Genomic DNA, 21,854 nt, shown 5'->3' on the forward strand with positions numbered 1-21,854 from the left:
GTGGCTACGACTTCCTGCCGGGGTCCGGCATCACCTTCGTCATCCCCGGCAGGAAGTCCGTGAACAGCTCGTGCACCTCCCGTACGAGCGGCCGCAGCACCCGGAACCGGGCCAGCGACACGCCCCTCGCGGTGAGCTTGGCGCCGCGCTCCGCGAGCCGGTAGCTCCGCTCGCGGCCCTCCGTGCGGTCGAAGATCCAGTACAGGACGAGCCCCATCTGGGAGAGCCACATCAACTCGGGCAGGATGTCCCGGAGTTCCTCGGGAACCTTCGTCTTCGTCGCGCCCCGCAGCACCTCGCGGTGTACGGCGATCGCCTCCACGCGTGCGTGCTCCGACTCGGGCGAGAAGGGGCTGAGCGGGCTGTCGGGGTCGGCGGCGTTCTTGAAGAACTGCACAGCGAACTCGTGGTAAGGCTGTGCGATGTCCAGCCAGACCTTCAGCACGCCCGCGAGGCGCGCCTCCAGGTCGTTCTCCCGGGCCAGGACATCCCGGACCGCCACCTGGTGCTCGGCGGCGATCCGGTCGTAGAAGCCCTGGATCAGGTGCTCCTTGCCGGCGAAGTAGTAGTACGCGTTGCCGACGGAGACACCTGCCTCCTGGGCGATGGCCCGCATGGTGGTCTTGTCGTACCCCCGCTCCTGGAACAGCCGCATGGCGGTCTCCAGGATCAGCGCGCGAGTCTGCTCGGACTTGCTCGTCTCGGACTTGCTCGGGGTACTGCCCTCGTCGGGGCCGTCGTTGTTCGCAGGCACGGGAAGAGAGCCTAACCAGTGGCGCGGCCGCCGCTGTCGCACCCCGGCGGGCTGTGGACCCAACCACGTCCGGGGTCGTAGGCCCAGCCGTCCTCACGGCGGTACGCGGGACCGCCCCACTGCCCGCCCTGCCACTGAGCGCCCCGCCATTTCGCGGCGGCGAGCACCGCGCCCTTCGCGAGGCGTGCCCCGGCCGGAGTGCTGAGCCGGTGGGCGAGCGGCCGGTGCTCGCGCAGCGCCCACAAGGTCACGATCCAGGCGGCGGTGTCACGGTAGACCTGTCCCGCGTCGCCGACGACGGTGATCTCCTCCAGGGTGGCGCGGTGGTCGAGTCCGGGAAACCGCCGCCGGGCCTCCTCCGATCCCGCCGGCACCAACTCCAGCGGCACCAGCTGCGGCTGCCGTACGAGCCAGTCGCGCAGGAAGGCGCACAGCGCGCACCGGGCGTCGTACAGGACGGTGAGCCGGCGGACCGGGATGCGGTCCGCCGAGACGCCCGTGGCTCCCGTCATGCCCGGACCCAGTCCTGCGGTGCCACCGGCGGTACCTGCTCCCGTTCCATGGCGCCCCGTCGGCGGATCCGGTTGAGCACGTACACATTGGCCAGGTGCATCACTCCGAGCACCAGCAGCACCACGCCGACCTTGGTCGACAGGGCCTCGAAGACGCCGCGCGTGTTGTCGATCGTCCCGTCGCCGCTGAGGTACAGCGCGACGAAGCCGAGGTTCACGAGGTAGAAACCGACCACCAGGAGGTGGTTGACGGCTTCGGCGAGCTTCTCGTTGCCGCGCAGTACGTCGGCGAGGAAGATCCGCCCGTTCCTGCTGAGCGTGCGGGCCACCCAGATGGTCAGGGCGATGCTGACGACGAGATAGATGACGTAGGCGACGACCGTGCGGTCCATGCGCCTCCCCCTTCTTGAACACGTTCAAAACGCTGACGGGAGAGACTCTAGACCTGCTTTTGAACGTGTTCAACTCGCGTGCGGAGAGGTGTGCGTCACGTCTCTCGCGTACGTCGTACGTCGTACGTCGTACGTCGTGCGCCACGGTTCGCCCGTCGCCCGTCGCCCGTCGCCTCAGGTTCGTCGGGCGAGTTCCGGGCGCTTGGTGTAGTCGGTGAATCCGAGGACGTTGCCCCAGGGGTCGGCGACCTCGACGGTCCAGCCGGTGGCCACGGAGAAGGGTTCGTCGAGCAGCTCGACCCCGGCCGCGCGCAGCTCCCGGGCGGCGGTCCTGGCGTCGGGAACCTCCAGCCACACGCGCGTGGCGGGCCACGGCGGCGGCCGATGCCCCAGTGCCTCCTCCTGGCGGAGCAGGATCCCGGGCGTCTCACCGCCGACCTTCAGTACGGCGATCCCTGCCTCGTCGAGCCGGAAGCCCACCGTGAACCCCGCGTGCTCGTAGAAGGAGACGGCCTCGCCGAGGTTCCCGACGGGCAGCAGTACGTTGTCGAAACCGAGCAGTTCGTACGACTGGTCATCTGACATGTCGTCAGATTAAGCCGGGGGTGACAGAACGGGCTTCTGCGACGCGGTGTCCGTCGTGCATGATGACCAGGCTCATTGTCGTCTTTTCGCGGGTTCTCCCGCTTCGGTCCCCAGGAGCAGTCCTCTTGAGCGAGCAGCAACCGCAGCCAGGCCCCGACGGGTACGGCTATCCGCACCAGCCGTCGGACCCGCCCGGCCCGCCCGGACCACCCGGGTCGCCCGGACCTTCCGGACCGTCGGGCCCGTACGGGCAGCAGCAGGGTCATCAGCAGCAGGGGTACCCGCCTCCCGGCTATCCGCCTCCCGGCGCCTACCCGCCCCCGGGCTACTACCCGCCTCCGGGGACGTACACCGGAGACCCCAACGCCCCCTACGGCTACGACCCCTACGGGCGGCCGTACTCCGACAAGTCGAAGGTCATCGCGGGCATTCTGCAGATCACCCTCGGCGGCTTCGGCGTCGGACGCTTCTACCTGGGCAACGTCGGGATGGGGCTCGCGCAGCTCTTCACCTGCGGCGGGTTCGGCGTCTGGTCGCTGATCGACGGCATCCTCCTGCTCACCGGGAACGATCACACCGATGAACAAGGCCGGATCCTCCGGAGCTAGGGCGCAGGGCCCCGCCGTCTCCGAGGCCGGGCCCGCGCCCTCCGAATCCCTCGCGTCCGGCACGGCACCCGCCGTGCCCGTACGGCGGTCCCCGCTGCGCCACCCCGCGGCAGCGCCCTCAGCGGTGCTCGCCGCGGGAGCCGCCGGTGCCGTGTACCTCTACCGCACCGACCCGCACGAACCCGGCCACGTCCTGCCGCAGTGCCCGTTCCGGATGCTCACCGGCCTGCTGTGTCCGGCCTGCGGCGGCACCCGCATGGTGTACGACCTGATGCACGGCCACTTCACGGAGGCCTGGCTGGACAACCGGGTCCTGTTGCTCGCCTCCCCCTACGCCCTCGTCCTGCTGGGCCGTTGGGCGTGGGAAGGCCTGCACGGCCGCCGCTGGCGCCCCACACTGAGCCCCCGTGCGCAACTGGCCGTCCTCGCGGTCGCCGTGACCTGGACGGTGGTCCGCAACATCGTCTGACAGACCGGCGGCCCGTCCCGGCCCGGAGTGGACCACCACCCCCTGGCCGGCACTCTCGCCTGCCGCCTGCCGCCTGCCGCCTGCCGCCTGCCGCGGACGGTCGACGGCACGACGGCCGGACACGCGGAGGTAGCCCTGCACACGACCTCCGCACCCCGAACGACCGGTACCGCTGCATTGTCCCGAAGCCCAACTCGGCCGCGCCGCGGGCCGGTTACACTCTCGGGACCGGTAGGCGTCGTAGATCAGCCGGTCTGTATCCCTTCCGCGCGCGGCGAGGCCTGTCAGGCCTGTAGTGATCCGGGCCTGAGGGGCTGGAAAGCCTGTCGCCGCTGGCCAACCTCCAGGAAAGCCGCCACGCCCTCGCCCGGAAGATCTTCCACGGCCGGCCGGGCAGCTCTACCAGCGCTACCAGGACGGCATGGAGGACCAGATCGGCGCCCTGGGCCTTGTCCTGAACGCCCTCGTACTGTTCAACACCTGCTACCTGGACGCCGCCCTCACAGCTCCGCGCCGACGGCTTCGACGTCCGCGATGAGGGCATCGCCCGTCTCTCCCCGTTCGTCCGCCATCACATCAACGTTTATCTGGACGATTTTCCGTGTGCGGGACCCGGCTCAACTTCAAGTGCCCTTGATCGAGACCCGCTCCAGCGCCTACCGCCTCCAGGCCACCGAGGCCGGGCGTTGGGACGGAGGGTCGAGGGTAGACCGGGCCGCTCGCCCTGGTGCAATTCGGTCGTGACGCCCCGCGGTCACGGACCTGACCAGTCCCCGTCGCCGTGCTGGCCTTCGAGGTGGACAGTCAGGTCGGGCCAGTGCTCGGACCACCGCGCCAGATCGCCCGCGGCCAACGACCACTGCGAGCGCAGGGCTTCGTCTGGCAGGAAGCGGACGCAGGTGCCCGTGGACCCGTCGGCCTCGACGGGCTCCAGATCGGTCACTGGGACGCCGTGCTCATAGCGCTGGGTCCAGGATCCGTTGAGACGGCGGTTGGTATGAATCAGCCACTCGCTGAGCGCTGCGACGACGGACATGCCGCGACGCGGATATCCGTCCGGAAGCCGTTCCGGCTCTGGGAGGTCGAAGAACCGAAGGTCCTTCGTGGCCATGACCGGCTTCTTCACCACCTGGCCATGCTCGCCGGTCCGAGTGTCGGTGCCTCGTCCGTCATCCTGCACCGAGACGGAGCCGTCGGTATTCAGCGTGACCACACACCGTCCGCCGTCCCGGCTCGCTGCCTCGTCAGCGGCATAAGCAACGATCTCAAGAACAAGGTGTCCCGGTCCGCCCGGAGCGAACTCTGCTGGTTCCTGGCGGATCTGAGCGAGATGGTCCGCGTCCACGATGCCGGCCCAATCGTGCGTGGTGTTGACCCAAGAGGCCCTTGATCCATCCATCTGACAAGTATCGGTCGGGGCTTTCGTTGAGGCTGCCGAAATCAACCGCTCAGCAGTGATCGCCCGGGCCGGGCTCGGCGCTCTCTCCGAGATCGGCGAGGAGGCCGCAGACCCGTTTCGGCGATGGCCTTGTGTCGTTCGACCCCGCGGGGCCAGCCGCGTTCGACGGCGCCTTGGGCGAGCTGCTGTTCACGGGCGAGGCGGGGTCGCAGGCGCGGTGCCTACTCGCTCGTGGTGAGGAACTTCGAGCAGCGGAGGTAGAGGTCGCACTCGCAGGGTCCCTCGGCGGGTGCCCGCAGGCAGTGGCCGAGTTCGAGTTCGGTCTTGAAGAAGTTGATCTTGAGTCAGTTCAGGGTGTCCTCGCCGATCCGGCTGGTCAGCAGTTCCTCCGCGGCCGGGCCCGCGATTCGTCCACCGGCGGCGATGACCTTCTTGTGCGGCTCCTTCAGGACGGGGTCGCTGATGCGGGAGTAGGGGGCGGACATCTGCGCGTTGCGGTGCCCGAGGATAACCGGCAGGCCGCCGTGACCTGTTCACCGTCGCCGTCGACCAACCGCACGCGCCGTACGACACCGCCATTGCGTTCCTTGACCACCCGCATACCGGCCTGCCCGAGCCTGCACTCAGGTGGACCAACGAACCCTGCACCTCCACCGCCACGGCGCCGATTCGAGCGTCACTCGAAGGTGTCCAGACAAGGAGATGCTGGGCCGCTACTCCTTCCAGCGTCCCGAGCTGCCTGGCGGAATGCGGCCCCTCCGTGCCCCGGGCGCTGTCGACGAGTAGCGAGACGCGGCGGACATGTCTGGCCGCGCCCGCCGCTCGCACCTTCGTGGGGTCTCTATGCGTTGGCCGCCTGGACGCGGACGGCTCGGGCGCGGACCACGAAGGGCCGGGAGAATACGGTGATGGCGATGGAGACGGCAGCCACAAAGGTGATGGCCGTACCAGAAGTGAAGTGCTGGGCAATGCCGCCGGCGATCGCGGCTCCGATACCTTGCCACGTCATCCGGCCGGCGGACTCAACTCCCTGGACCTGGCCACGGACCGGATCAGGGGTCAACTCCAGAAGCTGTTCCTGGAGAGGCAGGGTGGCGGCGAAGCCAGCACTGGCGATGAACACTGCGGCTGTCGCCACCAGCACGGGCGGGTGCACGGCGAACAACAGGTAGGGGGCGGCGAGCAGCAGTCGCAGGGCGAATGCGTAGCGGCGTCGCTGCTCGGCGGTGAGCAGTCGCCCGACAGTCAGGTCACCGAGGAGCATGCCAGCAGATCCGGCGGCCAGGAAGATGCCGGCGTGACGGGGGGCGTAGGAGATGAACAGGGCCTCGCAGCCAACGATCAGGCCATTCGGGACCCACAGGTTTAGCAGCAGCGCGCGTTGGCCGGAGTGGGAGAAGAGCTCGATGTTCGTCGTCCAGGTCTGGCGCAGTCCGGGGCGACGGGTCAGACGAATCGAGCGTTCCCGGACCGTCACCGCCACAATGATCAGTCCGCCGCCGGTCAGGACTGTCGCGACGGCGAAGACCTCCTGCGGGCTCAGGTACCGCAACAGTGCGGCGCCGATGGCGTAGCCGAGGATGGCCATGCCTCCCGAGGTGATGTTCATCAGCGAACGTGCCAGTGCATAGGTGGAGGTCGGCACCACTTCGGCGAGCAGCCCCATCCGCGCCCCCGTTCCCAGGGACTGGAAGAACCCCAGTACAAGGAGCAGACCGAACCGGGCGGGGAGCGGCAGTCCTGGAACCGCCTGTGCGGCAACACCTGCGAGCGAGACGCACTGGAGCGCGACAAGGGTCCGGCGAGGACGGCTTCCGTCCGCGACCGACATCAGCGTCAGCGCACCGAGTACCGTCGCGAAGGTGGCGCTGTACATGCTCACCGCGGTCAGGAACGGGGACTTGGTCTGCTGGTCGACCAGCGTGCCGAGCGCGAAGCCCGACAAGGTGCTCGCGGCGACCGTCAGCATGAAGCTGGCGTACAGGCCGACGAATTCACGGCTGCGGAGCAGGTCACGATAGGTGGTGGGAGGTGTGGCGGAGGCAGATGTGTCAGAAGGCATGAAAAAAGCCTCCGCGCGCACCCAACTTGGGGCGCCGAAGGCCGACTGGTGCATTATAGCGCGTGCCCCAGTTCTCACCACGGCCCACATGGGACCGGGGGGAGACGCGGACGTGGACACGCACCGGTCACGGCAGCACCGCACATTCACCGGCTGCTGTCGCCAGGTGCGAGCAGACTGGTCAACTTCGAGCTCGCATCGGGGGAAGGCACGAAGTAGCGGCGGACGTTCTCCGGCTTCTAGTGCAGTGACTTTGCCATCAGCATCAGCATCAGCAGCGAGGCGCCTTGCCCCCTACCCCCGGAGCCTTTCCTCAGAGGCCACTCAGCTCATGACCGCCGAAGTGGATCACGCCCGGCACACCCGGGCGCAATCCCGGTTTCAGCCTCCGTCTCAGTCTCCGTTTCCGCAACCGCCGACCCGCCGCGTGCCGAGCGCGATGTCGTCCATGCGGATGTCGTACGACGAGGGCGTGGGGTCCGCCTGGTAGAGCTGCCAGCCCAGCTTCAGCCTGTCGAAGGCAGGAAAGACGAAGTCGTCCGCGGTGCCCCCGTGTTCCTTCGTGGACACGGTCAGGGCGGACTGCTCCACGCCGTCCAGGTACACGGTGACCCGGTTGTCGGTGGCATCGAGATGAAACTCGACGCACTGCCACCTCCCGGCGACGGCCGGCGAGGAGGTCTTCCAGGACGTCCAGTCCCCGGTGGGCCCCAGATCGGACCCGACGCCCCAGAAGTTGGCGCCGTCGGTCGGCGCGTACTGCCCGCCCAACGGCCGCACCAGCGTGGGCGAGTCCGCCCCGGACGCCTCGGCGACGGTCCAGTGGGCCCAGTCCGGCGCACTGGGGAACCCTGCGACCCGCAGCCGCACCCGCCCCCAGAAGCTGTTGCCGGGCGCCTTGAGGTCGTCGAACACGAGAAAGGCCCGACCGTTGCCGTCGGTACGAATCCGAAGCTCACGGCCGCGACCGGTGGAACCGGGAACGACGGTCAGCGTCCCGTCGGAGACGTCGGTGGTCCAGCCCGGCCCCTCGGCGACCGCACCGAGCGGGAGCCGGTCGAAGTTCTCCCGGGCAAGTGTTCCGTGGTGAGCGGGGGTCGCGGAGGCAGTGGGGGGGTGTCGCGAGCAGTACCGCCGCGGCGGCGCACAGCGTGGCGGCGGATTTCCTCAGGAGTGCCATGGGAGCAGTCTGCGACTGGCGCCACACAAGTCACAATAAGCACACAGGGCTTGGCCGGTGTTGACCCTGGGAGTGCCCTGTTCGCAGGTTCGACGAAGGTGAGTCTTTCCACCGGATCACTCATTGAGGGAGGCGGCTGCGGTTTCGCTGCGCTGAAGCGACTGGCGAGACTCCGCCCCGTGGGAGCACCGATGAGCGCCGCATCTGACGACGATCTGGCATACCGCTGGCCGAGGCTGGACCGCGGACGGCCTCGACCGGATTCCGGGCCTCCCTCCGCACAGTTGATCGACGGGAGCCTCGTCTTCATGAGGCAGCCGAAACGATTCCACAGCCGGACGATGCGTCTGCCGGACAACGCCCCGTTGCGGCAAGTCTTCTGACGTGTGGAACAGGACGACGACCAGAGTTTCCCTGTCGTCTACGAACTCGACCCGGCCATGAACTCTTACGGTGTCACCGGCATCATCCACGGACGCCTCGAAGTCTCCGTCCCCTTGACACCGAGGTCGACCTGACGGCGTCGTCCAGCGTCCCGGACGCGCTATGGGGGAGAGCTGAACCGACCTGCCGTTGTTCCGTCCGTGCCACCACCCATGCCCGGAAGTCATACTGATGAGCGTTCAGTGACGCCTGAGACAGGTGCCCAAGTCAGCCGGACCAATGGGGGACTTCGTGCGGCGGGTGTTGGCGGTGCAATTCGCGCCGTGCGCTCTCTTTGTCGCCTCCGTCTGGGCTGCGCTGCGAGCAGGTGCCTTCAGCGGGCCCAGCCATTGGCAACGAGTGCTCCCGGGGACCCCAGCGGCCATGGCCGGAACCCTGGCAGTCCTCGTCGGATGTACGTCGATACTGGCCCTGCTGCTCCAACCGTTTCAGGTGCGCGCGGTGCGGGTGCTGGAGGGGTACTGGTACCGCTGGCCTGCGACCGCCGGGCTCGCCGGCGTGCTGGTCGAAGTGCAGCGCAGGCGGTGGGAGGTGCTGCGTGAGCGGGTGGGGGAAACGGCGCCAAGCGCGCAGGCCCGTGAGGTGCGCGCGGACGCCGGTCGCCGACTGGGCGCGCGTCCGCCCGTGGATCTTCTGCTGCCGACCGCGCTGGGCAATGCCCTGCGGGCCGGTGAGCTGAGTGCGGGTGAGCGATACGGTCTTTCTACACTCGCCTCGTGGCCGCGAATCTATATGCAGATCTCGGACCGCATGTCCGAAGCGCTGAATTCGACGAGAGACGCTCTGGATACTGCTGTCAATCTTTGCTGGAGCTTCCTGGCTGTGGCTCTGACATACGGTGTAGCTCTCTATGACGAGCCGAACTCCTGGTGGCTGTGCGGTGGCCCGGTAGTTTTTGCGGGTGTCGCCTACAAGGGAGCGGTCATCGCGGCACAGGCCTATTCCGGGCTGATGCATGTGGTCTACGACCTGCACCGGTTCGAGTTGCTCGATGCGCTGCACCACCCATTGCCGGAGGACCCGGTGACCGAGAAGGAGACCTTCGCCGAGGTCACCGCCCGGTTCACGGGACAAGGACGGATTCACAGAGCCTATCGTCATGGCGGGGGCCGGTCACACTCGCGCAATGCCGACCGATCCGCATACGCCGAGCACATGGATGACGAATCCGGTTGAAGGATCTGGTAGTTCATCGGGGGCGGGGCCCGTCTCGGTTATGCGCGTCAGGAGGGCTCCCGAAGCATTCACCTCGACCCACCGGTTGCGTGGGATGTCCACCCGCACATGGCCGGCGACGGCGGTGATGTTCACCGTGGTCGGGCTTCCCGCCGATTTTCGCGTCAGATCGGCCCTCAACTCGCCGAGCACGGACCGGAGGGTGAGGGTTCCGGCCGCGTCCGCGGGTATGACGATCCTTCCCGTCGTCAGAGTCCGGCTCCAGTGGTTGCTCGGCTGGTCCGGAACTGCCGTGCCGATGAGCAAAGAACCGCCGACTGCCAACACTGCGGGCAGCCCGAAATCGATGATCATGCCGGTGCTGATATCGCCTGCCGACAGCAATGCCGCTGCTGACACGGTGGCGAGCACGAGCGGAGCGATAAGAGAGGCGGGAGACATGGCCGTGCGCAACAGATTGAACGTGGCCAGGCCAAGTAGCGCCCAAGGCCACCATCTGGCGGTGAACTCCCATGTGGAATAGGCGCGTTGCACGGGGTCACCGATGAGAGAACAGCCGACGACCACCGCGAGCAGTCCGAGCCTACTTCTACCCCGCGACGCCCGCTGCCTGTCCTCCACCATCGCCGGCCGACTCCCACTCTCGCCGCATTGCGGTGGCGGCGCGCGGTGTCATCGTAGTGCGGCGGGGAGACGGGGCAGGCAGCGGGTCGGGGCGCTCATTCGGTGGATCGCCGACGGGCTTCCCAGAGTTTTTGGCGGTAGATGAGGGCGGTCGGCTTGTCCATGAACCACATGACGACAGGCGGGAGTTCGCGGTATTCGCACTCCGGATGGTGCTTCGGTTCCTTGCCGAGAGGGTCTGGGAATAACGTGCCGGTCACTGGATCGGGAGATGACAGTGTGGCTTCCCAGGCCTGGAGATGCTGCGGCTGGTAACCGGCCCAGTCCTCTGGTTCGTCGGGGACGACGATCCGGCGACATTGGAAGCAGATGGGTTGCTTCCTTCTTTCCGGTGGAGCCAAGGGCGGCGGAAAACCTGGCAGTTCGGTGTGGGTGAACAAGTGTCATCCCCTCCTTCTGAGCCGTACCCCGATGAGTCGTCGCACGGCTGCGTAGAACCAGTTATTTGTCTTTCCGAATGCGCTCATGTGCATGTAAATCACCCAGACCGCATCAGTCAATGTGGCCGTCAACACGACTATGGACGCTGCCCACCGGCACTCGATCTGTCTGCCGCAGTCTGGCGGCACCAGGGCTGCGGCGATTCCGATCCCCAGCAGGATGGTGCCGGAGTTGAAGGCATGAACTGCCCATAACTGATACCTGGACCAGACCTCCTGATCCCTTTCCTGTTTCACCCGCAGGTCCGAAGCGAAGGCCTTGACGTGCGCGGGACCCAGCCAGGACTCCAGATCGCCGTGGGAATAGAGATACAGGCGGGCGTGATAGGCGAACTGAATGCTCGCGATCAGCGCGAGAGCTGCGGTGACGAGGAGTAGCAGAGTGGGGCCGGGCCATTGGAACTCGTCGTCAGCGCCCCCGACCACTCCGGCCAGACTGAGCGCAGCGGCCGTGAGGAGAGGTGCTGCGATGAATAGGGCTGATGCGCTGCCTTGTCCGTAGCCGTAGGGCTCCGGTGCAGCCCAAGGATCCTTCTCGCCCGTGGGCGCCTGGTATTCCGTCACGCCTCCCCCTCCGACAGCGCCACAGAACACGTGCTTCGGAGTGTGACGGCGAAATGTACTCACTGGCAGGAGGGCGAACCGGCCAAAACGCCAGAGGGCCCCGTTTCCCAAGTGAAGGAAACAGGGCCCTGAGGCGAGGTTGAGAAGGTCAGAACCGCCGAGTGATCAGCGCCCTCTTCACTTCCTGGATCGCCTTGGTGACCTCGATGCCGCGCGGGCAGGCGTCCGTGCAGTTGAACGTGGTGCGGCAGCGCCAGACGCCGTCGCGGTCGTTCAGGATCTCCAGGCGCTGTTCGCCCGCCTCGTCACGCGAGTCGAAGATGAAGCGGTGGGCGTTGACGATCGCGGCCGGGCCGAAGTACTGGCCGTCGTTCCAGAAGACCGGGCACGAGGACGTGCAGGCGGCGCAGAGGATGCACTTCGTCGTGTCGTCGAACCGCTCGCGGTCCTCCGCGGTCTGGAAGCGCTCGCGCGTCGGTTCGTTCGTGTCCTTCGTGATGAGGAAGGGCATGACGTCCCGGTACGCCTGGAAGAACGGCTCCATGTCGACGACCAGGTCCTTCAGGACCGTCAGGCCCTTGATGGGCTCGACCGTGATCGGCTTCTCGGGGTTGATGTCCTTGATCAGCGTCTTGCAGGCAAGGCGGTTCTTGCCGTTGATCCGCATGGCGTCCGAGCCGCAGATGCCGTGGGCGCAGGAACGGCGGAACGTCAGCGTGCCGTCGATGTCCCACTTGACCTTGTGGAGGGCGTCGAGGACGCGCTCCTTCGGGTCGATCTCGAACTGGAAGTCCTCCCAGACCGCTTCCGCCGAGACCTCGGAGTTGAAGCGGCGCACGCGGAGGGTGATCGTGATGTAGGGGGAGTCGGCGAAGCCGGGCTCGGGCTCGCCGGCCGCGTCCGCCTTGTCCAGAACAGGGGTTGCCATCAGTACTTACGCTCCATCGGCTGGTAGCGGGTCTGGACGACCGGCTTGTAGTCGAGACGGATGGACTCGGTGCCGTCGTCGCCCACCTCGCGGTACGCCATGGTGTGGCGCATGAAGTTGACGTCGTCGCGGTTCGGGTAGTCCTCGCGGTAGTGACCGCCGCGGGACTCCTTGCGCGCCAGCGCGGAGACCGCCATGACCTCGGCGAGGTCCAGGAGGTTGCCGAGCTCGATCGCCTCGAGAAGGTCGGTGTTGAAGCGCCGGCCCTTGTCCTGGATCGAGACGTTCTTGTAGCGCTCGCGCAGCTCCGCGATCTTCTCGACCGCCGTCTTGATCGTCTGCTCGGTGCGGAACACCATGACGTTCGCGTCCATGGTCTCCTGGAGCTCGCGACGCAGGACCGCCACCCGCTCCGTACCGGTGGACGAGCGCAGCGCCTCCACCTGGCCGAGGACCAGTTCCGCCGGGTTGTCCGGCAGCTCGACGTAGTCCGCCTTCTGGCTGTACTCGGCGGCCGCGATGCCGGCTCGGCGGCCGAACACGTTGATGTCCAGCAGCGAGTTCGTGCCGAGACGGTTCGCGCCGTGGACTGAGACGCAGGCGACCTCGCCGGCCGCGTACAGGCCCGGGACGACCGTGGTGTTGTCGGTGAGAACCTCACCCTGGACGTTGGTCGGGATGCCGCCCATGGCGTAGTGCGCGGTGGGCTGGATCGGGATCGGGTCCGTGTACGGCTCGATACCGAGGTAGGTCCGCGCGAACTCCGTGATGTCGGGCAGCTTGGCGTCCAGCTGCTCCGGCGGGAGGTGCGTGAGGTCGAGGTAGACGTGGTCGCCCTCGGGACCGCAGCCGCGGCCCTCGCGGATCTCCGTGTAGATGGAGCGCGAGACGACGTCACGGGACGCGAGGTCCTTCATGACCGGCGCGTACTTCTCCATGAAGCGCTCGCCGTCCTTGTTGCGGAGGATGCCGCCCTCACCGCGGGCGCCCTCCGTCAGCAGGATGCCCATGCGCCAGATGCCGGTCGGGTGGAACTGGAAGAACTCCATGTCCTCCAGCGGCAGCCCGCGCCGGTACACGGCCGCCTGGCCGTCACCGGTCAGGGTGTGCGCGTTCGACGTCACCTTGAAGAACTTGCCGCAGCCGCCGGACGCGTAGATCACGGCCTTCGCCTGGAAGACGTGGATCTCGCCGGTCGCCAGTTCGTACGCGACGACGCCCGCCGACCGCTTCACACCGTCGACCTCGGTGATCAGCTGGTCCAGGACGTAGAACTCGTTGAAGAACTCCACGCCCTCCTTGACGCAGTTCTGGTACAGCGTCTGGAGGATCATGTGGCCGGTGCGGTCGGCCGCGTAGCAGGAGCGGCGGACCGGGGCCTCGCCGTGGTTCCGGCTGTGGCCGCCGAAGCGGCGCTGGTCGATCGTGCCGTTCGGGGTGCGGTTGAACGGCAGGCCCATCTTCTCCAGGTCGAGGACCGAGTCGATGGCCTCCTTCGCCAGGATCTCGGCGGCGTCTTGGTCGACCAGGTAGTCACCGCCCTTGATCGTGTCGAAGGTGTGCCACTCCCAGTTGTCCTCCTCCACGTTGGCCAGCGCGGCGGCCATGCCGCCCTGCGCGGCACCCGTGTGGGAGCGGGTGGGGTAGAGCTTCGTGAGCACGGCGGTACGGCTGCGCTTCGTCGACTCGATCGCGGCGCGCATGCCGGCGCCGCCCGCGCCGACGATGACGGTGTCGTACTTGTGGATCTTCATCAGGAATTCCTCAGCCCCGTGCCTAGCGGATGTTCGGGTCGAAGGTGAAGATCACCAGCGTGCCCAGCAGAATGGTGAACACCGTGGCCGTGTAGAGCAGGCCCTTGAGCCACAGCCGGGTGTTCGCGCGCTCCGCGTAGTCGTTGATGATCGTGCGCAGCCCGTTGGCGCCGTGGAGCATCGCGAGCCACAGCATCAGCAGGTCCCAGACCTGCCAGAACGGGGACGCCCAGCGGCCCGCGACGAACGCGAAGCCGATCTTCGACACGCCGCCGTCGAGCACGAGCTGGATCAGCAGGTGCCCGATGACCAGGACGACCAGGACGATGCCGGACAGCCGCATGAACAGCCAGCCGTACATCTCGAAGTTGCCGCGGGTGGACTTCGGCGTCTTCTTGGTCCGCTTGCGCGGGGCCTCGATGAGGGGCGCCGGGTTGGTGACGCCGTAGCCGGAGTCACCCTCGACGGGGCCGATACCGGAAGCGGTGGTTTCAGTGGTCGCCATCGGTATCAGCTCCCGAACAGTTCACGAGCGGCGTGGCCGAGGACGGGGTAGATCGCCCCGATCATGAGTACGACCCACAGGCCCACGACGGACCAGAGCATCTGCTTCTGGTAGCGCGGGCCCTTCGACCAGAAGTCGACGGCGATGACGCGCAGGCCGTTGAGCGCGTGGAAGAGGATGGCGGCGACGAGGCCGTACTCCAGGCACGCGACGAGCGGGGTCTTGTACGTGGACACGACCTTGTCGTAGTCCTCGGGGGAGACACGCACGAGAGCGGTGTCCAGCACGTGAACGAACAGGAAGAAGAAGATGAGGACGCCGGTGACTCGATGAGCCACCCAGGACCACATTCCTTCCCGGCCGCGGTACAGCGTTCCAGCCGGCACGGAAGTCCCTCCGGGAGCGGGGATTGGGGCCCCGCCGGCTTGTGTCGGTCGGTCGGGCCCGGCCGGGTACGGTCCACCGGCCCTCAGCATCGTATCCATGCGCTGCCGCCGGGCTCAGCCGGGGCCTGCCTGTGTGATCAAAGTGGCACGCGGATGGGGGAACTGGGCGGCCGATGAGGCGGTCTGGACTGTTATGCGCCGGGTGCGGTGCCGTGCGGGCTGGTCGCGCGGTGTCCCACGCCCCGCAGAGAGGTCACCAGCCGCTGCCTCGCCAGGCGGCGGAGTTCCTCTGCCGCCACCACCCGCTCGTCTTCCGGATCGTTTGTCAATCGTGACCGGATGCCTGCCAGCGCGTGGTCCAGGGCCTCACCGGCGGGCAGGCCGTCCAGGCAGATGACGAAGGCGTGGCCGAAGCGGGCCTCGTAGGCCGCGTGGGCCGCGTCCATGGCCATGTGGGCCGCCGAGTGGGCGCCGTCCGGCAGTACCGGCAGGGTCTCGCCCGCCAGGGCCTCGGAGAGATCCGTGGGGGTGAGGTCGTACGCCGCCTCGTCCGACGCGGCCAGCAGCGCGTCCACGGTCGGGTACGGGCGGTGTGCCGCGACCCGCTCAGCCCAGCGGAGGCTGTGCAGGCAGCTCAGAAGGAGGGACCGGGCCTCTTCGGCGGGCGCGATGTTGAAGGCGCCCAGGACGGTGGGCAGGGGCGGTATGGCCACTCGGCCAGGAAATTGTGTGGGCGTCACGTGTGTTTCGGCAGAGGAAGCTGTGAGAGGTGTGACGTCACGTTATCGAGTGTGGACATGACCTGTCCGACGGATGCCCGAATTTCACCCGCACGGGAGAGTTTCGGAACGTGTGGTGGACGTGATCATCTCGTGCCAGGCCCTAGGTTGACGATGTGAGTCAGCACAGGAAGCGATCGGAGAAGCAGGCACGCGGGCTGATCGCGGGGGCGGTCGCCGCCACCGTCGCGGCCGGGGTGGGTCTGGCGCTGTGGGCGGGGAACGACGGTGCCCCGGCCGGGTCGGCCCAGTCACAGGCCCAGTCGGCCTCGGGCAGACCGCAGGGATCGGCGGCCTCCTCCAGGGCGCCGAGCCCGACTCCCAGCCCCACCCGCTCCTACCCCCTGTCCACCACGCCCCGCACCATCCCGGCCGTCCGCGCCCACACCCCGGCGCGCGGCCCCGGCTGGCGTCCCGCCGCAGGGCTGCGTGTGGTGGTGGACGACGCCGACCTCGCCGACGAGGGCCGCCTCCTCGCCGGTGAGCTGGGGCTGACGTACGCCGGGCAGAAGGGCGACGTGCGCGCCGGGGACGTACGGCTGACGCTGAACGACGACGAGGGTGCGGACCCGGAGTCGTACGGCATGACCGTGCGCGGCGGGCGGGTCGTCATCAGCGGGGCGGACGACGCGGGCGTGTTCTACGGCACCCGCACGCTCAAGCAGGAGGTGCACGGCGGCGGTACGGCGCCGGAGGGCGTCGTGCGCGACGAGCCGGCCGAGCCGGTGCGCGGGTTCTCCCTGGACATCGCGCGCAAGCCCTTCACGGCCGGCTGGATCGAGGACCGGGTCCGCGAGCTGGGCGACCTGAAGTTCAACCGGCTCCAGCTGCACTTCTCCGACGACCAGGGCTTCCGGATCGAGTCCGACTCGCACCCGGAGATCGTGTCCAGGAACCATCTGACCAAGGCGCAGGTGAGGCGGATCGTCGCCCTCGCGGCCCAGCGGCACATCGCCGTCGTACCGGAGATCGACTCTCCCGGGCATCTGGGCGCGGTCATCGCCGCCCACCCCGAACTGCAGTTGCGCAGCGCGTCGGGGAGTGCGCCGCAGGGTGCCGTCGACATCTCCGAGCCCGCCTCCGCCAAGATCGTCGACGACCTGCTGAACGAGTACGCCACGCTGTTCCCCGGCGCCGACTGGCACCTCGGCGGCGACGAGTACCGGGCGCTGACGGTGTCCAGCCCGGCGACGACCTACCCGCAGCTCGCCGCGGCCGCCAGGAAGGCCTACGGCTCCGGGGCCACCGTCGCGGACCTGACGACGGGATGGCTCAACGACCGCGCCCACACCGTCCGTGCCCACGGCAAGATCCCGCAGGCGTGGAACGACGGTTTCTTCCGCGACACGTCCGTCCGGGCCGCCGCCGACATCCGGGTCGCCTACTGGACGGGCAAGGAGATCGGCGCCCGGCCGCCCGTGGCGTATCTGAGTGCGGGGCGCAAGGTCGTCAACTACAACGACGAGTTCCTGTACTACGTCCTCGGCGAGCCGCAGACCTTCGTCTATCCGACGGGGCGGCGCATCTACGAGCAGTGGACGCCGAGAGTCCTGCGCGGCACGACGGCCGTCTCCTCGCAGTACGACGGCCAGATCCTCGGCGGGGCCTTCGCGGTGTGGTGCGACTACCCGAACGCGCAGACGCAGGACCAGGTCGCGGCCGGGATCAGGATGCCCCTGCGGGCGACGGTCCAGAAGCTGTGGGATCCGGGGAAGCCGACTCTGACCTGGACGCAGTTCAAGGCGCTCGGGGATCGGCTGGGCTGAGGAACCCGGGATTCCCTGTGGACGGAGGGTGCCGGCGAACCGTATGTTCCGCATGCCGCGCGTGAGGCTCTGGGGAGAACCTGCGCGGTCGGCCGACCGGATCATCCGCAGTCCGCCGCACATCCACACACCGGGGGACCCGCCATGCTCTGCACGCGCTGCCATCACTTCGAAGCGGACCCCGACGGCACCCTGTGCACCAACTGCGCGACCCCGGCCGGGTTCCAGGCCCCGCCGGTCGGTTCGCCCAAGGTCTGGCTGCGCTCCCCGGTCGGGCTCGGCCGGGCCGTCGTGGCGATGCTCGGGCTGGTCGCGGCCGTCGACGTGTTCGCCCTCGTCGCGGACTTCCTCCGGTACGAGGTCACGGGCGACCTCGTCGACGGCCACGACGGGGCCGACGTATGGGACCGGGCCGACCTGACGGACACCCTGAGCTGGGTGGCCGGCTCCGCGCAGGTCGCCGTGCTGTTCGCCTGTGCCGTCGTCTACGTCATCTGGTTCTGGCGGGTGCGGGTCAACGCTGAGGTGTTCGCCCCGGAGGGACACAGCAAGGCGCGCGGCTGGGTGATCGCGGGCTGGTTCGTGCCGTTCGTGAGCCTCTGGTACCCGCGCCGGGTCATGCTCGACATCTGGGACGCGAGCAGCCCCGGGAGCAAGCCCGAGGGACACGCGCTGGTCAACGTCTGGTGGGCGCTGTGGCTGGTGTCGAACGTCGCCGGGCGGTTCGTGGCCAGTACGGCGTCGGACGCCCGCACCTTCCAGGAGATCCACGACTCGATGGTCCACATGTTCTTCGCGGACGGCATCGACCTCGTCGCCGCCGTGTTCGCCGCCGTCGTCGTGCTGCGGCTGACCCGGATGCAGAACGAGAAGGCCGCCCGGGGCCCCCTGGCGCCCGTCACCGTGTGACGGATTTCGTCCTTCCTGCTGCGAACTGCCGTACGAATGTGGTCTATTCGGCCCGAGTCGTGTCGAGACGTGCCGAGCAGCCAGGGGGAACCGGGGATGGGCTTCTGGGGTTACTTCGTCGTGGGCCGCGGCGAGCGGCCCCTCGCTGAGCTGGACGCGCTGGCCGGTGCGGAGGGCATGGTCCTGCGGGAGTCGGCGCCCGGCGGATGGCAGGTCTGGGAGTACGCGAACGCCGAGGGCGACGTCGGAAGCATGAACGCCCTCGCCCTGGAGACCGGTTCGCCCGCGCTCTTCGGGTACGTCATGGACAGCGCCTCGGTCGTCCTGGAGGCGGCGGGGCCGGAGAGCGGGGCCTGGACGACCTGTCTGGCCCGCGCCGCCATGGCCGGGTACATCGAGGGCGGCGACGCGGGGCTGACCCTGGAGGACTACTTCCTCGAACCCAGGGACGCGGCCGCGCGAGCCGTCGCCTGGGCTGCGGAGGCGGGGCACGAGGTGGCCGAGGAGCCGCTGCTCGACGTACTGGACGCCGAACCCGACCTGTTGGCCGAAAACCTCTTCTTCCGTATGCTCGACCGGCTCGGTGTGGTGCCCCTGTGACACTCCCGGGCCGTCGCACGCAGTAAGGGGAAGTGCGTGTTCCGTGTGGGGGCACCGCTCGGCGAGGGAGGCGCGGATGAGTCTGGTGGAGCTGATCGGCCAGGCCGACGAACGCGGCCTGGCCGTCGGCGGGTTGGCTTGTTTGGATCGCTGCGTACCGCTGCTGGGCGACGACGACGAGATCCTCCGCCCCCTGTGGGCCGCACTCGCGGACGACGCCGCCGCCGGGGAGTGGGGCGAGCGGCTGGAGCAGGTGCGGGGAAAGCTGGGCGGGGACACGGAGTTCGGCGTGGGGGACCTCGCCGGCTCCGGTGAGGGCGGGGCCGTGTCACTGGCCCGTCGGATGCTCGCCGCGGCGCCCGCCGAACGGTCCGCCGCCGCACTGCGGGTGTGGGCCGACGCCTGCTCGGTCGCAGCGCTGCAGATCCACCGGCTGCTCGACCCTCTGAAGGACGCCGACTCGGTCGAGGCCCGCCGCGAGGGCCGTACGGAGGGCATGTCGCCCCTCGTCGCCGCCGAACTGCGCCGCCAGATCGCCGTCCTGGACCTCCTCGCCGGCCACGGCCCGGCAGGCCTGCGTCCCGCCCTGGCGGTGTCGACGGAAGGGCGTCGGGTCCTGCGCGCGGTGGTGTCACGCAGGAGCAGACGGCGCCGGTGAGGTGCGCGTCGACGAGAGGGTTCTGTGGCTGTCCGGCGAGGGATGCGGTGAAGGTGCGTCAATTCTGTACCGGTCCCGGTGATAGCCCCTGATCCGCGTTACGCATCACCCCGCCGGGACGCTGTCCCTCATGTGACGACTGATGTGACGACTCATGCGACCCATGCGACGACCCGCCAGGGCCCCGGCTCCGCTCCCAGGCCGTCCGCCGCGACCAAGCCCGTGCGGTGGGCGGCGGACGCGGTGTCGGCCCTGCGCGAGGGTGCGCGGGTGCGGCTCGACTACTCGGCGCAGAGCCTGTGGCGGGTCGACCGGCTGATAGAGGAGATACGGCGGGAGGGCGCGCCGTATGCCGCCGTGGAGACCGTGCTGCGCGGGTTCGGTGCATACGCGGGTGAGGTCGTCGTCGGCCAGACCGGTGCCGAGTGGTGGGCGACCGGCGGCGAGCACTGGGTCCGTACGCCCGACGGCCGGCTGTGGGACCCGGTGGACGAGGCCCGGCGCTGCTTCGCCGGGGACGGTTCGCTGCGGCTGCTGTGCCGGGACGCGACGGGTGCCGCGGGGTGATGACCGCGGAGGCATGTACGCCGTGACCGGAGACGCTGCCCGGACGCCCGTTGCTATGGATCCGGACCACCGCGCCGAGCGTCAGCCACGCCCTCCGCTGCATGCTGAGCGGTCTGTCCGCACGGCCACGACGACTCGCTACGGTGACGGTCCGTGGGGGCGCCCGAAACGCGCGGCACGCTGTGACACTTCTGTGCAGTCAGGCGCTGTTGCCCGTAGGGGACATGGGCAGGGGTGACCGCGCCGGCCGGCACGGAATCGCCATGAACCGGTACGGACGGGAAAGTTCTTGGGTCAGGGAGGGCAACCCCGCCGCGTGCAGGCGTACGACGGGGAACTGGGCGCGGCCGTCACGCGGGCCCAGGACGGCGACGAGGCCTCCTTCGCGGTCGCCTACCGGCTGGTGCAGCCCGGACTGCTCGGATATCTGCGCGGGCTGGTCGGGGACGACGCCGAGGACGTGGCCTCCGACGCCTGGCTGGAGATCGCCCGGGACCTGGGCCGGTTCAGGGGGGACGGGGCCGGCTTCCGCGGCTGGACCGCGACCATCGCCCGGCACCGGGCCCTGGACCATCTGCGCCGGCAGAGGGTACGGCCCCGCGCGACGGCGCTGGAACAGGACATGCTGGATCTGCCCGGCCCGCACAGCACCCCCGACCAGGCGCTGGAGTCCCTCTCCACCGAGTACGCCCTGGACCTGGTCCGGGGCCTTCCACGCGACCAGGCCGAGGCGGTCCTGCTGCGGGTCGTCGTGGGTCTCGACGGCCCCGCCGCAGCCCGCGTCCTCGGCAAGCGCCCCGGCGCGGTGCGAACCGCCGCCTACCGGGGCCTGAAGCGGCTGGCGCATCAGCTCGGCGCCGAGGGTGTGACGGATGACGGCACCGGGACGCTGGGGGAGTCGACATGACAGGTGAGGACACGACGTCGGACAGGGACGGCCACGGGATGGGTGACGAGCGGAACTCCGGGTTCCCCGACCGCCGCCCCGCCCCTGGGCCACCCGGGCCCGAGCCGGCCTCCGGCGGCGGCCCCCTCGAAGCGCTGCTCGCCGTGGCCCTTCGCGGTGACAAGGCCGACGGCGAGGCCGAACTGCGGGCCGTGGCCGCGTTCCGGGTCGCCCGGGACACGGGGGCGCACCGGGCACGGACCCGGCGACGGGACGACTGGCGGCCCCGCGCCCGGCGGCGGACCGTACGGTCGCTGCGGACGACGCTCTGCGTGCTGCTCGCGAGTCTCACCCTCGGCGGGGTCGCCTACGCGGCGATCGGCGGTGACCTCGGGCGAGGCGAGGCGGGCAAGGGGCACGTACGCCCGAGCGTCGCCGCGAGCACGCCGGCCGAGGCGCACAGCAGTTCCCGGCCGTCCGTGTCCGCGGCCCCCGCCGGCCGTCCGCCCACCGCGCAGAACACCCTGGCCCACTGCCGCGTGTACGAGAAGCTCCGGGACCGCGGCAAGGCGCCGGACGCCACGGCGTTCCGGCGGCTCGTCACGGCGGCGGGCGGGGAGGCGGACGTCAGCGCGTACTGCGCCGCGCTGACGGCCGGTACGGCGACGAACGGCGCGGACGGCGCGGAGCCGGGGAAGCGGAAGGCGGAGGCGAACGCGAACGCCGGGAACAACGGGTCCGACAAGAAGTCCAGGAAGCGGTGACCGGTACGGCCGGTCGCCAACATCTGGCTGGAATCACCTTTTCGATCTGACGTTCGGCATATCGGCGGCTACTGTCCTGCACC

The 21,854-nt window shown here is 69.0% G+C and carries 25 protein-coding genes and 3 pseudogenes; 11 read left to right on the forward strand and 17 right to left on the reverse strand.

What is annotated here, in order from left to right; all coding sequences use genetic code 11:
- Positions 1-4: 4 nt before the first annotated feature.
- From OHT57_RS31050 to OHT57_RS31065, 4 genes are all read right to left on the reverse strand, one after another.
- Positions 5-754 (reverse strand): TetR family transcriptional regulator, encoded by a 750-nt coding sequence (locus OHT57_RS31050; protein ID WP_328749884.1) that lies wholly within the window; start codon positions 752-754, stop codon positions 5-7.
- 11 nt (positions 755-765) lie between these two features.
- Complete coding sequence (locus OHT57_RS31055) at positions 766-1,266, reverse strand: thiol-disulfide oxidoreductase DCC family protein (protein WP_328749885.1); 501 nt, start codon at positions 1,264-1,266, stop codon at positions 766-768.
- Positions 1,263-1,658, reverse strand: a complete 396-nt coding sequence (locus tag OHT57_RS31060; RefSeq protein WP_328749886.1) for a hypothetical protein — start codon at positions 1,656-1,658, stop codon at positions 1,263-1,265. The genes OHT57_RS31055 and OHT57_RS31060 overlap by 4 nt, the downstream gene beginning before the upstream one ends.
- A 174-nt stretch (positions 1,659-1,832) precedes the next feature.
- On the reverse strand, positions 1,833-2,243 hold the full coding sequence (locus OHT57_RS31065) for a VOC family protein (RefSeq protein ID WP_328749887.1): 411 nt from the start codon (positions 2,241-2,243) through the stop codon (positions 1,833-1,835).
- Positions 2,244-2,368: 125 nt separating this feature from the next.
- On the opposite strand from OHT57_RS31065, the gene OHT57_RS31070 reads away from it, so the two are divergent.
- The 3 genes and pseudogenes from OHT57_RS31070 to OHT57_RS31080 all read left to right on the forward strand — a co-directional run.
- Entirely contained in the window at positions 2,369-2,851 is a 483-nt protein-coding gene (locus tag OHT57_RS31070; protein WP_328749888.1) for a TM2 domain-containing protein, read from the forward strand.
- Positions 2,852-2,924: 73 nt separating this feature from the next.
- Positions 2,925-3,320 carry a DUF2752 domain-containing protein gene (locus OHT57_RS31075; protein WP_443053634.1) on the forward strand — a complete coding sequence of 132 codons (396 nt, stop codon included), beginning with the start codon at positions 2,925-2,927 and terminating at the stop codon, positions 3,318-3,320.
- A 335-nt stretch (positions 3,321-3,655) separates the two neighbouring features.
- A pseudogene (locus tag OHT57_RS31080) lies at positions 3,656-3,904 on the forward strand (Tn3 family transposase); the annotation flags it as partial.
- A 170-nt stretch (positions 3,905-4,074) separates the two neighbouring features.
- On the opposite strand, the gene OHT57_RS31085 reads toward OHT57_RS31080, so the two are convergent.
- The 5 genes and pseudogenes from OHT57_RS31085 to OHT57_RS31105 form a co-directional block, all read right to left on the reverse strand.
- Positions 4,075-4,665, reverse strand: coding sequence for an ATP-binding protein (locus OHT57_RS31085; RefSeq protein ID WP_328749889.1), 591 nt, complete (start codon positions 4,663-4,665; stop codon positions 4,075-4,077).
- A 398-nt stretch (positions 4,666-5,063) separates the two neighbouring features.
- Positions 5,064-5,204: a hypothetical protein gene (locus OHT57_RS31090; RefSeq protein ID WP_328749890.1), complete on the reverse strand. Its 141-nt coding sequence runs from the start codon at positions 5,202-5,204 to the stop codon at positions 5,064-5,066.
- A gap of 356 nt (positions 5,205-5,560) precedes the next feature.
- Entirely contained in the window at positions 5,561-6,781 is a 1,221-nt protein-coding gene (locus tag OHT57_RS31095; protein WP_328753375.1) for an MFS transporter, read from the reverse strand.
- A 146-nt stretch (positions 6,782-6,927) separates the two neighbouring features.
- Positions 6,928-7,071 (reverse strand): annotated as a pseudogene (locus tag OHT57_RS31100) (site-specific integrase); the annotation flags it as partial.
- A 103-nt stretch (positions 7,072-7,174) separates the two neighbouring features.
- Positions 7,175-7,961: pseudogene (locus OHT57_RS31105) on the reverse strand (hypothetical protein).
- Positions 7,962-8,768: 807 nt separating this feature from the next.
- Between OHT57_RS31105 and OHT57_RS31115 the strand changes: the two are divergent.
- Positions 8,769-9,581, forward strand: coding sequence for a hypothetical protein (locus OHT57_RS31115; RefSeq protein WP_328749891.1), 813 nt, complete (start codon positions 8,769-8,771; stop codon positions 9,579-9,581).
- Here OHT57_RS31115 and OHT57_RS31120 read toward each other — a convergent pair.
- From OHT57_RS31120 to OHT57_RS31155, 8 genes are all read right to left on the reverse strand, one after another.
- Positions 9,519-10,205 (reverse strand): hypothetical protein, encoded by a 687-nt coding sequence (locus OHT57_RS31120; RefSeq protein WP_328749892.1) that lies wholly within the window; start codon positions 10,203-10,205, stop codon positions 9,519-9,521. The genes OHT57_RS31115 and OHT57_RS31120 overlap by 63 nt on opposite strands.
- A gap of 95 nt (positions 10,206-10,300) precedes the next feature.
- A complete protein-coding gene (locus tag OHT57_RS31125; RefSeq protein ID WP_328749894.1) occupies positions 10,301-10,645 on the reverse strand; it encodes a hypothetical protein in 345 nt (114 codons plus the stop codon).
- A 3-nt stretch (positions 10,646-10,648) separates the two neighbouring features.
- On the reverse strand, positions 10,649-11,269 hold the full coding sequence (locus tag OHT57_RS31130; protein ID WP_328749896.1) for a hypothetical protein: 621 nt from the start codon (positions 11,267-11,269) through the stop codon (positions 10,649-10,651).
- Between the two features lie 148 nt (positions 11,270-11,417).
- Positions 11,418-12,197 carry a succinate dehydrogenase iron-sulfur subunit gene (locus tag OHT57_RS31135; RefSeq protein WP_328749897.1) on the reverse strand — a complete coding sequence of 260 codons (780 nt, stop codon included), beginning with the start codon at positions 12,195-12,197 and terminating at the stop codon, positions 11,418-11,420.
- Complete coding sequence (gene sdhA / locus OHT57_RS31140; RefSeq protein ID WP_328749898.1) at positions 12,197-13,951, reverse strand: succinate dehydrogenase flavoprotein subunit; 1,755 nt, start codon at positions 13,949-13,951, stop codon at positions 12,197-12,199. Before sdhA ends, OHT57_RS31135 begins: the two co-directional genes overlap by 1 nt.
- Positions 13,952-13,973: 22 nt before the next feature.
- A complete protein-coding gene (locus OHT57_RS31145) occupies positions 13,974-14,456 on the reverse strand; it encodes a succinate dehydrogenase hydrophobic membrane anchor subunit (protein ID WP_328749899.1) in 483 nt (160 codons plus the stop codon).
- Between the two features lie 5 nt (positions 14,457-14,461).
- Entirely contained in the window at positions 14,462-14,842 is a 381-nt protein-coding gene (sdhC, locus tag OHT57_RS31150; RefSeq protein ID WP_079076942.1) for a succinate dehydrogenase, cytochrome b556 subunit, read from the reverse strand.
- Positions 14,843-15,033: 191 nt separating this feature from the next.
- Positions 15,034-15,582, reverse strand: coding sequence for a 2-oxo-4-hydroxy-4-carboxy-5-ureidoimidazoline decarboxylase (locus OHT57_RS31155; protein ID WP_443053505.1), 549 nt, complete (start codon positions 15,580-15,582; stop codon positions 15,034-15,036).
- Positions 15,583-15,737: 155 nt separating this feature from the next.
- On the opposite strand from OHT57_RS31155, the gene OHT57_RS31160 reads away from it, so the two are divergent.
- From OHT57_RS31160 to OHT57_RS31190, 7 genes are all read left to right on the forward strand, one after another.
- Positions 15,738-17,387, forward strand: a complete 1,650-nt coding sequence (locus OHT57_RS31160; protein ID WP_328749904.1) for a beta-N-acetylhexosaminidase — start codon at positions 15,738-15,740, stop codon at positions 17,385-17,387.
- Positions 17,388-17,531: 144 nt separating this feature from the next.
- On the forward strand, positions 17,532-18,296 hold the full coding sequence (locus OHT57_RS31165) for a DUF4328 domain-containing protein (protein WP_328749906.1): 765 nt from the start codon (positions 17,532-17,534) through the stop codon (positions 18,294-18,296).
- Positions 18,297-18,392: 96 nt separating this feature from the next.
- Positions 18,393-18,896: a hypothetical protein gene (locus tag OHT57_RS31170; protein WP_328753376.1), complete on the forward strand. Its 504-nt coding sequence runs from the start codon at positions 18,393-18,395 to the stop codon at positions 18,894-18,896.
- 76 nt (positions 18,897-18,972) lie between these two features.
- The gene (locus OHT57_RS31175; protein WP_328749908.1) at positions 18,973-19,554 is read left to right on the forward strand and encodes a hypothetical protein; all 582 of its coding nucleotides are present in this window, start codon (positions 18,973-18,975) and stop codon (positions 19,552-19,554) included.
- A gap of 144 nt (positions 19,555-19,698) precedes the next feature.
- A complete protein-coding gene (locus OHT57_RS31180; protein ID WP_328749910.1) occupies positions 19,699-20,121 on the forward strand; it encodes a hypothetical protein in 423 nt (140 codons plus the stop codon).
- A 289-nt stretch (positions 20,122-20,410) separates the two neighbouring features.
- Positions 20,411-21,028 (forward strand): RNA polymerase sigma factor, encoded by a 618-nt coding sequence (locus OHT57_RS31185; protein WP_328749912.1) that lies wholly within the window; start codon positions 20,411-20,413, stop codon positions 21,026-21,028.
- Positions 21,025-21,771: a hypothetical protein gene (locus tag OHT57_RS31190; protein WP_328749914.1), complete on the forward strand. Its 747-nt coding sequence runs from the start codon at positions 21,025-21,027 to the stop codon at positions 21,769-21,771. Before OHT57_RS31185 ends, OHT57_RS31190 begins: the two co-directional genes overlap by 4 nt.
- The last annotated feature ends 83 nt before the right edge of the window (positions 21,772-21,854 follow it).

The sequence above is a fragment of the Streptomyces sp. NBC_00285 genome (assembly GCF_036174265.1).
Taxonomy (GTDB): domain Bacteria; phylum Actinomycetota; class Actinomycetes; order Streptomycetales; family Streptomycetaceae; genus Streptomyces.

Bases quoted from the DNA above. Each gene is read 5' to 3' on its own strand.
- OHT57_RS31055 (WP_328749885.1), bottom strand. From the start codon at position 1,266: ATGACGGGAGCCACGGGCGTCTCGGCGGACCGCATCCCGGTCCGCCGG.
- OHT57_RS31060 (WP_328749886.1), bottom strand. From the start codon at position 1,658: ATGGACCGCACGGTCGTCGCCTACGTCATCTATCTCGTCGTCAGCATC.
- OHT57_RS31065 (WP_328749887.1), bottom strand. From the start codon at position 2,243: ATGTCAGATGACCAGTCGTACGAACTGCTCGGTTTCGACAACGTACTG.
- OHT57_RS31090 (WP_328749890.1), bottom strand. From the start codon at position 5,204: ATGTCCGCCCCCTACTCCCGCATCAGCGACCCCGTCCTGAAGGAGCCG.
- OHT57_RS31095 (WP_328753375.1), bottom strand. From the start codon at position 6,781: ATGCCTTCTGACACATCTGCCTCCGCCACACCTCCCACCACCTATCGT.
- OHT57_RS31115 (WP_328749891.1), top strand. From the start codon at position 8,769: ATGGCCGGAACCCTGGCAGTCCTCGTCGGATGTACGTCGATACTGGCC.
- OHT57_RS31120 (WP_328749892.1), bottom strand. From the start codon at position 10,205: ATGGTGGAGGACAGGCAGCGGGCGTCGCGGGGTAGAAGTAGGCTCGGA.
- OHT57_RS31135 (WP_328749897.1), bottom strand. From the start codon at position 12,197: ATGGCAACCCCTGTTCTGGACAAGGCGGACGCGGCCGGCGAGCCCGAG.
- sdhA (WP_328749898.1), bottom strand. From the start codon at position 13,951: ATGAAGATCCACAAGTACGACACCGTCATCGTCGGCGCGGGCGGCGCC.
- OHT57_RS31145 (WP_328749899.1), bottom strand. From the start codon at position 14,456: ATGGCGACCACTGAAACCACCGCTTCCGGTATCGGCCCCGTCGAGGGT.
- OHT57_RS31165 (WP_328749906.1), top strand. From the start codon at position 17,532: ATGCTCTGCACGCGCTGCCATCACTTCGAAGCGGACCCCGACGGCACC.
- OHT57_RS31170 (WP_328753376.1), top strand. From the start codon at position 18,393: ATGGGCTTCTGGGGTTACTTCGTCGTGGGCCGCGGCGAGCGGCCCCTC.
- OHT57_RS31175 (WP_328749908.1), top strand. From the start codon at position 18,973: ATGAGTCTGGTGGAGCTGATCGGCCAGGCCGACGAACGCGGCCTGGCC.
- OHT57_RS31190 (WP_328749914.1), top strand. From the start codon at position 21,025: ATGACAGGTGAGGACACGACGTCGGACAGGGACGGCCACGGGATGGGT.